This is a genomic window from Segatella buccae ATCC 33574 (assembly GCF_000184945.1).
GTDB classification, from domain to species: Bacteria; Bacteroidota; Bacteroidia; order Bacteroidales; family Bacteroidaceae; genus Prevotella; species Prevotella buccae.
Genome location: NZ_GL586311.1, coordinates 327,855 through 338,329 on the forward strand (window position 1 = coordinate 327,855; position 10,475 = coordinate 338,329).

The 10,475-nt window shown below is 49.7% G+C and carries 9 protein-coding genes; all 9 read right to left on the bottom strand.

Annotation, left to right across the window (positions count from 1 at the left end; translation table 11 throughout):
- Positions 1-82: 82 nt before the first annotated feature.
- Complete coding sequence (priA, locus tag HMPREF6485_RS01390; RefSeq protein ID WP_004344164.1) at positions 83-2,353, bottom strand: replication restart helicase PriA; 2,271 nt, start codon at positions 2,351-2,353, stop codon at positions 83-85.
- Between the two features lie 237 nt (positions 2,354-2,590).
- Positions 2,591-3,202, bottom strand: coding sequence for a porin family protein (locus HMPREF6485_RS01395; RefSeq protein ID WP_004344168.1), 612 nt, complete (start codon positions 3,200-3,202; stop codon positions 2,591-2,593).
- 90 nt (positions 3,203-3,292) lie between these two features.
- Entirely contained in the window at positions 3,293-4,336 is a 1,044-nt protein-coding gene (gene porN / locus HMPREF6485_RS01400; RefSeq protein WP_044125691.1) for a type IX secretion system ring subunit PorN/GldN, read from the bottom strand.
- Positions 4,337-4,409: 73 nt separating this feature from the next.
- On the bottom strand, positions 4,410-5,966 hold the full coding sequence (gene porM, locus HMPREF6485_RS01405; protein ID WP_004344171.1) for a type IX secretion system motor protein PorM/GldM: 1,557 nt from the start codon (positions 5,964-5,966) through the stop codon (positions 4,410-4,412).
- Positions 5,966-6,760, bottom strand: a complete 795-nt coding sequence (locus tag HMPREF6485_RS01410; RefSeq protein ID WP_004344172.1) for a GldL-related protein — start codon at positions 6,758-6,760, stop codon at positions 5,966-5,968. Before HMPREF6485_RS01410 ends, porM begins: the two co-directional genes overlap by 1 nt.
- A 5-nt stretch (positions 6,761-6,765) precedes the next feature.
- Positions 6,766-8,226 carry a T9SS ring complex lipoprotein PorK/GldK gene (gene porK / locus HMPREF6485_RS01415; protein WP_004344174.1) on the bottom strand — a complete coding sequence of 487 codons (1,461 nt, stop codon included), beginning with the start codon at positions 8,224-8,226 and terminating at the stop codon, positions 6,766-6,768.
- Between the two features lie 120 nt (positions 8,227-8,346).
- Positions 8,347-9,285 (bottom strand): PorP/SprF family type IX secretion system membrane protein, encoded by a 939-nt coding sequence (locus HMPREF6485_RS01420; RefSeq protein ID WP_004344177.1) that lies wholly within the window; start codon positions 9,283-9,285, stop codon positions 8,347-8,349.
- Between the two features lie 90 nt (positions 9,286-9,375).
- Entirely contained in the window at positions 9,376-9,597 is a 222-nt protein-coding gene (locus HMPREF6485_RS01425) for a DUF2795 domain-containing protein (protein WP_004342485.1), read from the bottom strand.
- A 120-nt stretch (positions 9,598-9,717) separates the two neighbouring features.
- Positions 9,718-10,404: a hypothetical protein gene (locus HMPREF6485_RS01430; protein WP_044125694.1), complete on the bottom strand. Its 687-nt coding sequence runs from the start codon at positions 10,402-10,404 to the stop codon at positions 9,718-9,720.
- Positions 10,405-10,475: the final 71 nt, after the last annotated feature.

The window sequence follows — 10,475 nt, forward strand, 5'->3', positions numbered from 1 at the left end:
TGATGCGATTGTTATTGCTTCCAATATCGGATGCCATGACACACCTCTCGCCTTCGTCTGACGCCTCGGTGTATCTATCCGTCTAAAAAGGGTCTACATCATAATAGATTTGCAAAGCACCATATCGCGAGTCTTTCAACATCTGACTTTGGGCAAGTTTGAGGTAGTCACGGACTTTTTTCAGGTCAATTCCGGCCTCTAATTTAATGACTATCTTGCGGATGTGCATCGTCTTGACACGGGCAATGACGGGCTTGTCCGGTCCCAACACCCGAGTGCCGAACCACTGGCGCAGCCGACTTCCGAGTTCTGTAGCGGCCGTCTCCACCACACCGTCGTGACGATGCTTCAGAAAGACATTGACGAGATGGTAGAAAGGGGGGTAGCGGAACATCCTGCGCTCCTCCAACAGGTCAGCGAAGAAGCCCTCATAGTCGTTATGCACCACCTGCCGGATGACCGGCAACTGCGGGCTTCCCGTCTGCAAAATCACCAGTCCGCGCTGCCCTTTGCGTCCTGCCCTGCCACTCACCTGCGCCATCATCATGAAGGCGTGCTCGTATGCACGGAAGTCAGGATAGTTCAACATGGAGTCGGCATTGAGAATGCCCACGACACTCACCTTGTCAAAATCCAGCCCTTTGGAAATCATCTGCGTGCCGATGAGCAGATTGGTGCGGCCGGCCGAGAAGTCGTCGATGATGCGCTCGTAGGCATTCCGTGTGCGGGTGGTGTCGAGATCCATACGGGCCACACGCGCTTCGGGAAAGAGGTAGCGTATCCGGTCTTCTATCTTTTCGGTGCCGTATCCCCGGCCATGGAGCTCGGTCGAACCGCAGTTGGGACACTCCGTGGGCACCGGGTAGGAATAACCGCAATAGTGGCAGGTGAGCAGGTTAAGATTTTTGTGCAGCGTGAGCGACACGTCACAGTTCTTACACTTCGGCACCCAACCACACACACGGCACTCTATCATCGGCGCGAAGCCACGGCGGTTTTGGAAAAGGATGGCCTGCCGACCGCTTTCAAGGGCCGAGCGCACAGCCGTTAGCAAACGGGGGGAAAACGGCCCGGTCATCATCTTGCGCCTCTTCAGGTCTTTGGTGTCTACCACTTCTATTTCGGGCAACTCTATCCCCTTGAAACGAGTGGTGAGTTCCACCAGTCCGTATTTCCCCCTACGGGCATTGTAGTAGCTTTCCATAGAGGGAGTGGCCGTACCGAGGAGCGTCTTGGCCCCATACATCTGCGCCAGCATGATGGCTGCCGAACGGGCATGATAGCGCGGAGCAGGTTCCTGCTGCTTGAAAGAGGTCTCGTGCTCCTCGTCGATGATGACAAGTCCGAGCCGCTTGAACGGCAGAAACACAGCACTGCGGGCACCAAGCACCACATCGTAGGGATTGGCCGAAAGCTGTTTCTGCCATATCTCCACCCGCTCGGCATCACTGTATTTGGAGTGGTAGATGCCCAGCCGGTTGCCGAACACGCGTCGCAGGCGATTCATGATTTGCACCGTGAGGGCTATCTCGGGCAGAAGATAGAGCACCTGCCGGCCATCGGCAAGGGCTTGTTGGATGAGGTGGATGTAGATCTCGGTCTTTCCGCCCGAGGTGACTCCATGCAAGAGCACCACCGGCTTGGCCATCATCTTCAGCAAAATGAGATTGTAAGCTTCCTGCTGTGCCTCATTGAGCGGATGAACATGGTCGAGATGCGGTTCTCCTCCATTGTTCAGCCGCCCCACTTCCAACTCGTAGGTGAAGAGGATGCCACGGTCTATGAGTGCCTTGATGTTGGCCAGCGTACAGTGGGAGGCATTGAGAAGCTCGTCGCGCGTGATGTTGACAATGCCCTCGCGGGGCACGTTGCCTTCCAGACTGTCCCAATGGGAAAGGGCCAGATAGCCTGTGAGCACTTTCTGCTGCCGGGCCGAACGGGCCAACAGCCCCAAGGCGACATGTAGGGCCTGCTCGCTGCGATAGTTCTGTGACAAGCCGACATAGAGCTCCATCTTGGGCTTGTACTTGTCTTGCGACTTCAAACCGGCCGGCATGGCAGCATTGTAGACTTCACCGAGGGGCGACATGTAATAGTCGGCTATCCAGTGCCAAAGCCGAAGTTGCTGGGGAAAAAGCACCGGGGCTTTATCGAGTATCTCTATAACCGGTTTGCTGGCAAACTCCGGTCGGCGGTCGTGCACTGCATCGACTATGCCGATATAACGCTTGCTCTTGCCCAAGGGCACGAGCACCCGCACACCCACAGCCACCCGCCGCTCCATGTCGGGGGGCAGGGAGTAAGTGAAAGTGCCTTCTAAAGGCAGCGGCAATATGACATCGACAAAGTTCATGAGGTACAAAGATAATCAAAAAAAAGCAGACATCGGCAAGCGACTGTCTGCTTTTAATGTATTTTGTCGGTAGGCATTCAAGATAGAAGCGCAATTTCCATCATAGATATTTAGCCCGGTACTTTCATATCCGGTTTTCAAAGCAAAACCTAAAACAAAAAAAGGCAGATACACCATGAAGGAGCATCTGCCCGATATGTCTCACTTTGCGCCTGCCTCATGGCCGGCAGAGGAAAATCAGAAGTAATAGGCTAAACCTATCTGCCAGGAGTTGGACTTGCCTTTAATGCCGGTCTTCACCTTGTCGAAGGTGGCTTCAGCAGTTTTTCCGCAGGCGATGTTGTAGTTGGCATTAAGCTGCAAATGGTTAAGAAGCATCAGACCTGCACCAAGATTGACACTGAAATTGGACTCCTTCCATTTCCAGTTGATAGGCTTCTCCGTGTCGTTTCCCACATTGAAACCAAACTGGGGACCGGCAAAGAAATAGAGTTCGGCCGTTTGTCCCAAGCCGAAGCCATAACGGAGATTGACGGGAACGGCAATTTGCTCCTGCTTGACGGTTTCATCAGACACCACATTCTTGTCATCGGCAAAGGCTGACACCTTGGCAGAACGATAGTCGTAGAGAGCAGAAGCATCGACACCCAGCCCGATGACGGGGAGCGTGAACTTCATCGTAGGGCCGATATAAAATCCGGTACGGTTGGATGCACTCAAAACCTTGCTGTTGAAACTCATATCGGTCACGTTCAAACCACCTTTCACACCAAACTTAATCTGTGCGCCGGCCTCAGTCGCAAACAGCATCGCTGAGACAACCAAGACTAAAGAAAATAACTTTTTCATAATCTGTTCTCCTTAAATTAAACCTTTACTATTGGAAACAGACATTCCGTGGGCCGGCACGCAACCCTCAGTCAGTCTGCGTAAAATTGGCTAATGACGCTCACGACGCACGGTGACACGGGCCGAAGAACTGCCCGAAGAGGAGCCGCTCCGGGCACGCCGGTTCTTCACCGTAACCGTGCCGCCGCTCCGGCGGTTGCGCTTCACGGCCTTGGCGCCTTTTTCCGTGACACCGGCTTTGGCGATAGAATCGAGAGAATCCTTGCGAGCTTGATTGCCCCAAATGTTCTTTTCAAACTCGGCGAGTTCGCGTTCAATGCGCTTCTGTTCCTTGTTCATGGCACTGTCGCTGGAACAATATTGCGCCAATGTGCGGCCGAGCATATTCGTTGTCTTGTAAATCTTACCCTTATACAGATTGCGAGTGAAATAGTCGTCAATGCTCATCATGGCCGCATTGTTGAGATTGCTCGTCATAATTTGCTGTTTGGCGAGATAAGGGGCGAGGTCGTCATACTTGACCCAGAACAGTGGATACTTCGTGGCACCGTCTCCGAAATCGTCTTCACGCTCCATTATGGGGCAAAGAGCAATCACTTTGGTGTGGAAAGTGGCCGTAGCCTGATCGTAGTAAGAACTTTCCTTGATGTAATAGGACTTCACCTCGCGAGATGGAATATCGCTGTTGTCAAGATGCACACGCCCATTCTCGCGCTCATAGAAGATGTGATAGTTATCAAGAAACTGCAAAGGCTTGATGCGAGCAGAGTCGTTAAAGATTTCATTGCCGTCGAGCCGATACTCGTAGGCATTGATGCCGCCGCGTGAGGGGCCCACCATCATCAACTTGAAGAGGTAGGTGAAAAGGTTCATCTGATTGCCCAACGGCTCTACAGGATAGTAAAGGCCGGCGTTGGCATCCTCGGTGAGGTCGAGCACTCGGTAGATGTCGCGACGCCACACCACATCTTCGGGCATAGGAGCCATCGTGGGAAACTCTATCTGAGCACGGGGAGTGAGGGTGTTTGCATTAGAACGCTGCGCTGCCTGCTGCTCGGCACGGCGCTTCGGAGCCTGGGCAGAAACAGCCTGAACCATACAGGCAGCCATCAATATGAATAGGATTCGTTTCATTATCTGTTCTGATTTAATTTGCTTATCAATGTCTCGCAATAGGCAAAGACCGAAAGAGAATATCCATCTGTCATTATTTGACCACCACCTCCATGGCTTGCGGCAATTTTCTGGTGATGCCGTCAGGTCCTATGGCCGTCACCTTGGAAATGTAGAAACGGCGGTTGTGCGACAGTTTTCTGAAAGCCTCACGCTGGCTTTGTGAGAATTGTGAACCGTTGCCGGCCATAGGCACAGCATTGCCCATGTTGTCGAAGAACACAGCTTCAAAGCCCACCACCCGGAACTCGATGTCAAGCAATCCATCGTCGATGGCGGCATGGATGCCTCCGACACCCATCAGGGAGGCCTTGGCCAAGAAACCGCCTTTGAAACGGTCGGTGCCAAGAGCGATATAAGCTGTCGGATCGGGCAGTTTGCGCACCTTAAAGGTATAGCTGCCCATCGTGCGGGACTTTCCCTTGTCGGTGGCCGAGACGGTGAAAGTGACATCGTGACCCACGGCGGCGGGAACTGCCACGTAATGACCGTTGCCGGTAGAGGTGAGCGAACCACCACTCATTGAAACCCGCACGGCATTCTGAGGAATACCCGGCACACTGATACTCATAGGATTCTGATAACCGGCATAGAGCACATTCATCAAGTCGGCAGCTATGGTAGCACCACTCGGGGGCGTGATCACTTCGTATTTCTGTAGGAAGTTGCGACGCAGGATATCTCCGTTGCCATTGCGCATGAGCATATATCCACTGAACGAATGTTCGCCCACACCACCGGCTGTAAAGGCGTAACGCCCGCCACGGGTGTTCACCCTGCTGCCGTTGATATAGATTTCTGGTTGCTGTGTGGTGTCCACAGCGGCCATCACTATGTTGGCGGCAAACTGTTCACCGGGATAGAGTGTCGTTTTTTCAGGAATAACAAAAGCATCCAGCTTGTTGACACGAATATCTTTGAGGTCAATATTCGACACCAGCGTGTGCAGCACCTCCCCTTCGGCCTGCCGCACATCACTCTGCAACTTGGAGAGGAGGGTGACTGCCGCAGCCACGGGCATATTTTCAAACATGTATTCCTGCCAATTCTTGCCCAATGTATTGCTGTTCCGGGGCACCGTTGTCGACAGGTTACTCTTGATGGTTTGCTGATGACGAGGGTCGGTCACCATTTTCAGGATGCGTTCACGATAGGAGTTGATGGCGTTGAAAAGCCGCTTGCCCTTACCACTTCCGGGAGCCAACATCACGATTGCCGCCGCTTCCAAATCGTCCTTGTTATCTATGTTGCGCACATCACCGTCGTTTCCGTCCGCCTCCTTGACTATCGCCTCTTTCAATTCTTGTGCGAAATTATAGAGCGAGTCACTCATATTCTTCACCTGCGTAGCCTTTTCAAACCACATTTTCACCTTCTGCGGATTGGTTTTCATCTGGTCGGCAAAGTTTCCATATAGCATCTTGTTCTCCGCGGATGAGTTGGCAGTGGTCCGATTCAGACTTTCTTCCACAATGGAGAAGCCGTTGAGCACCTCTGTAGAGATGTTCAACGCCAGCATAGCCATCAAGACGACATACATCAGATTGATCATCTTCTGGCGCGGAGAAACGGGTCTTTTCTTGATTGCCATTATTCTTCTGCGTTAGAGGCGACACCCGGGGCGGCCACTTTCATGTTGACGGTCATAGCCTCTATCATACGGGTGTATATTTTATTAAGTTGCTCTATTTGTCGGGCCATCTTCCGACTCTGTTCGTTTATCTGATCAATGGTTCCGATTTGCTGACTGGCTCCCTTGAGTTGCATCTCATAAACCTTGCTGATGCCTGTAAGGGTACGGTTGAGATTTTCCATTTCCTCGCTGTCACGAGTGAGGCGGCTGCTCTGCTCATTCACTTTCTCAAGTGTTTCTACAAGCTTTTTCAATTCTTCCACATAACTGTTTTGGGCCGTGGCCATATCGGGGGAAATCTCCTGTCGGGAGGCAAGCCACGCCCCTTGGTTAGATGCAGCTACGGCAACACTTTCCACAGAGTTTGCTCCTTCTGCTCCACTAAAGGCGACAGGTCGGCCGGGAGCGGATGCCAAAACAGCATTGGATTCCGAAACATTGTCTCCATGTCCATACGTCACCTTGCCGGTCTCCAAATACTCTTCAGTGACATGGGTGGGAATATCACGGCCATCGGCGGTCTTATCGAAAGGCCGGTCAAAGGCCGAGAGAAAAAACACAAGCACTTCGGTGCCCATTCCGAGGAACAGCCAAAAGTTGGCACCGGGAATGTGGGTCAGTTTACACAGCGTACCGAAGATAACGATAGAGGCTCCCCAGCTATAGGCGTAGTTGAGGAATGTCTGACCGGGAACGCTATCCATCCACTTTTGCAGACGATAGACTATATTGAATTTACTGTACTCTCCCATGATATTTATCTTCTTTTCTTTATCTTTGTTGCTTTTTGCTTAGTGCTCGAAGTGGTTGCCAGACTGCGCACGCAGCGGAATCCCACATACGATCGGGGTTGGTTCTGATATTCCCATGAGCGCCAGGCCGAACGGATATACGACTCAGGATCTTTCCACGAACCGCCACGCACACTCTTTTTCTTCAGACGGTAGGGATCCTCTTTGGCAGCGTTGTATTGCAACTGCGGATTGAGGTCGTTCATCGCATCTACACCGGCTTCAGTAAAAATGGTACTTGTCCACTCCGCTACGTTACCGGCCATATCATACAGCCCGTTGCTATTGGCAGAGAAGATACCTACCTTACTCGTTATCAGATTTCCGTCTTTAGTATAGTTTCCGCGATCAGGCTTGAAGTTGGCATAGAAACAGCCGTCACCATTTTTCACATCTTGATTCTCCCATGGGAACTCAGTACCGTTCTTTCCTCGGGCAGCATACTCCCATTCAGCCTCCGTCGGCAAACGGTAGCGCTGCACAAAACGGGCTTCAGGCCCCAATCCTTTCAACAAATAGTCGGTGCGCCAAGCACAGAAAGCGTTGGCCTGCTCCCATGTAACCCCGACCACAGGATAATCGTTATAAGCAGGATTACTGAAATAGCTGCGCAGATAGACCTCATTATCCGAGTTCTGGAAATCATTCACCCAACATGTGGTATCGGGATAAACGTTAACGATGTAGGTGTTGAGGAAATCCCACGGGCCGGAAAGCGGGCGGTTGATGGTTTCGGTTATGATACGCCCTTCATCATCGATATAGGCCGTATCTTTGGAAATCATCACCACCTCATTGGGATCAACCGTGAGGTCGGTATTCAGATTACGCTCCTCGGGGCGAATCCGATTGCGTCTCAAGGCAGCTTTCGCGTAATCATATATCTCATAGCGGTAGTTCATCTGCCGCCAGTCGATAAGTTTCTCTCCGGTCACAGGATTGGTGGTGTACAAGCTCTCAAATGCACGCAACTCGTCTTCATTAGGCTTGCGTGGCAAAGCCTTTTTCCAGTTGAGATGGGGAGTCACAGGATCACCATTCTTGTCTTCCGTAATCATATAGGTTTCATCACCTCCATAGGCCGGATCGGCCAATCGGGTGCGGATGATGGAATCTTTCACATAGTTGAGAAACTGCTTGTATTTGGAATTTGTCACCTCTGTTTCATCCATCCAAAAACCGTCTACGGATATATCTTTTACCGGTGTATCCTTGCCCCAAAGCGAGTCTTGGTTGGCAAGTCCCATCTTGAGATAGCCTCTGTTGATTCTTACCATACCATAAGGGGCCGGTTCGTTGAAACTCCTGCCACTGATCCCCACAACCTCTCCGCCCCGTCCGGAGACAGAAGCTGACTTAGCACTGAAACATCCGGAAAGGGTCAAAGCGATAAGGCCAAGGCCCAATATCATGATACCTTTTTTCATATTTGGTTTTAATTCCTTTTCATTTATCTATTTTAATATACTGTGCTCATCAATGCACATTCTTTACATTTCCATCTACACACCAAGTTATTCATTCCATCTGAAAGACAGCACACATCCCTAAAGGATTCTGACACTCTTATGCTTGTTCCGTCCTTTCTTCACAAGGTTGATATCATGCTGATAACCAACGAAAAGTTCGTGGCTGCCATTACCGGGGTTGATGGATGAGGTGTACATTTCATAACTATATCCCACAACAAATCCGTGGAAAGTGCCCCCGACCAAAAATGTGACCGAGGTGGAAGGGCTGTAACCGGCACCGATATACATTATTTTCTTATCATTGGTGTAGACCAACCGGGTGGTTATATCCTCTCGCCACGATGTGCCGCCAGTGCGCACGAGTACCGATGGCTTTATTGTTAGAAACGGATTTCTTAATTTTATATTGTATCCGCCTGTCAAATAATAGGTTCGGTCTATTTGCAATTCGTTGGTAGTACCGAGTTCTATCAAAGGAGCATTGAGATGCTGTCCGGCCACTCCCACATACCATGCTCCATGTATATAATGGAGTCCGAAAGCCAGATCGAGCCCGTTGCCCTTTAGTGTTGCCCCGCTCAAAGCCGGATCGTTGCTGTCTCCCACATCCAATTTACTGCCGTCAAAATTTTCGCTTAACAGTCCGACCTGAACACCGGCACTCAAGGTGCCACCAAAGAGGCCATGCTTATAAGCATACTGCAAACTGACACGGGTATGCTTGAAAAGACCTATCTGATCGTTCAAAAATTGAAGCCCCACACCGTGGTATGATTTTAGGAAGTAAAAGGGTCGGTCTACTGCAAAATACATACTCCTGGGATTATGTTCAAAACCAGCCAAATCAAGTGCGTATGCAGCGGTAAAATTAAGTTTGGGCTCCTTGCCGGCTGCAGCAGGATTGTAGGCCGTCTCCATGTCAAAATAGTGACTGAACGACGGATCATATTGGGCTTCCACCTCAATAGAGATGATGCCGGACAAGAACAATATGGTGATAAAGCGTTTAAACACGTTGATATAACGGCCGCTTTAAGAAATTATTGCATAAACGACAAGGCCGCTTCCTTAAGAGAAACGACCTTGTGCGTATTCGAATGAATATCAATATTCGTCTTCGTTGAAGAGGAAATCCTCTTTGGTTGGATAGTCAGGCCAAATGTCTTCGATACTCTCATAGACATCACCTTCATCTTCTATCTCCTGCAAATTCTCCAGAACTTCCAGAGGTGCACCCGAACGAGTAGCATAGTCTATCAACTCGTCTTTAGTTGCAGGCCATGGTGCATCTTCCAGCTTTGAAGCCAATTCCAGTGTCCAATACATAGTCTTAAAGTTTACTCATTTTAGTGGGCGCAAAGGTAATAAAATAAATCCTATCTGCAAGTTTTTTGATGATTATTTTAAATATTGTAACATCAATAAAACTTAAAAATGACAGCTATATTAAAAATTTACAAGATAATGCTGCTTAAACCGTGTATGGTCAAAGAAGACAATACCACAATAATAGAGATCGAAAGTTATCCCAGTGCGCATATCCCGCTTCACCTTCTTCCAAAAATTCCGCGCCATTCTGCTCTTCATAATCCCTTCTATGATCAAAACCGTGTCTTCATTCGCAGCACTCGCCACCTCTTCAAAAAGTGCATCGCTATGGTTTGAATAAGCCATCCTCACTAACGGCAAACCGGTATATGCACCGAGAATATCTTTTGCGTCTGAGACATCGGCATCGGAAGTGGAAGCCAAAGAAATGATTTCTGTATTTCGACAACCTCTCTTTAAATATTTCTCGTAGATCCCCGAAAATTCTCGAGTTCCATCCTCCTTGATTTTCTTATCAACAATCAAAATCTCTCTTTCCCCACAAAATATCCTATTACTATAAAAGGAGAAAACAACTCTCGGCTGGAGATAATTAGCTAACCGAAAATAAAGGCGTCCCATCTTATTGGCCAATTTGCCGGCATATCCCATTTCCTGCTCTAACTCCGCAAAAGCATAATATGGATAATGCTCATTGACAACGTAGCGGATAAAACGATACGCCCACGGCGATTGGACTCCAAAGCCACGGGAGTGTCTTATGCGCCGCATCCAAACAACAACTGTCTTAATGTGATATTTCATATTGCATTTGCAAAGGTACAAAAAGAAGCGGAAAATCAGACAGCCATCTGATGAAAGTCAACACACAAATA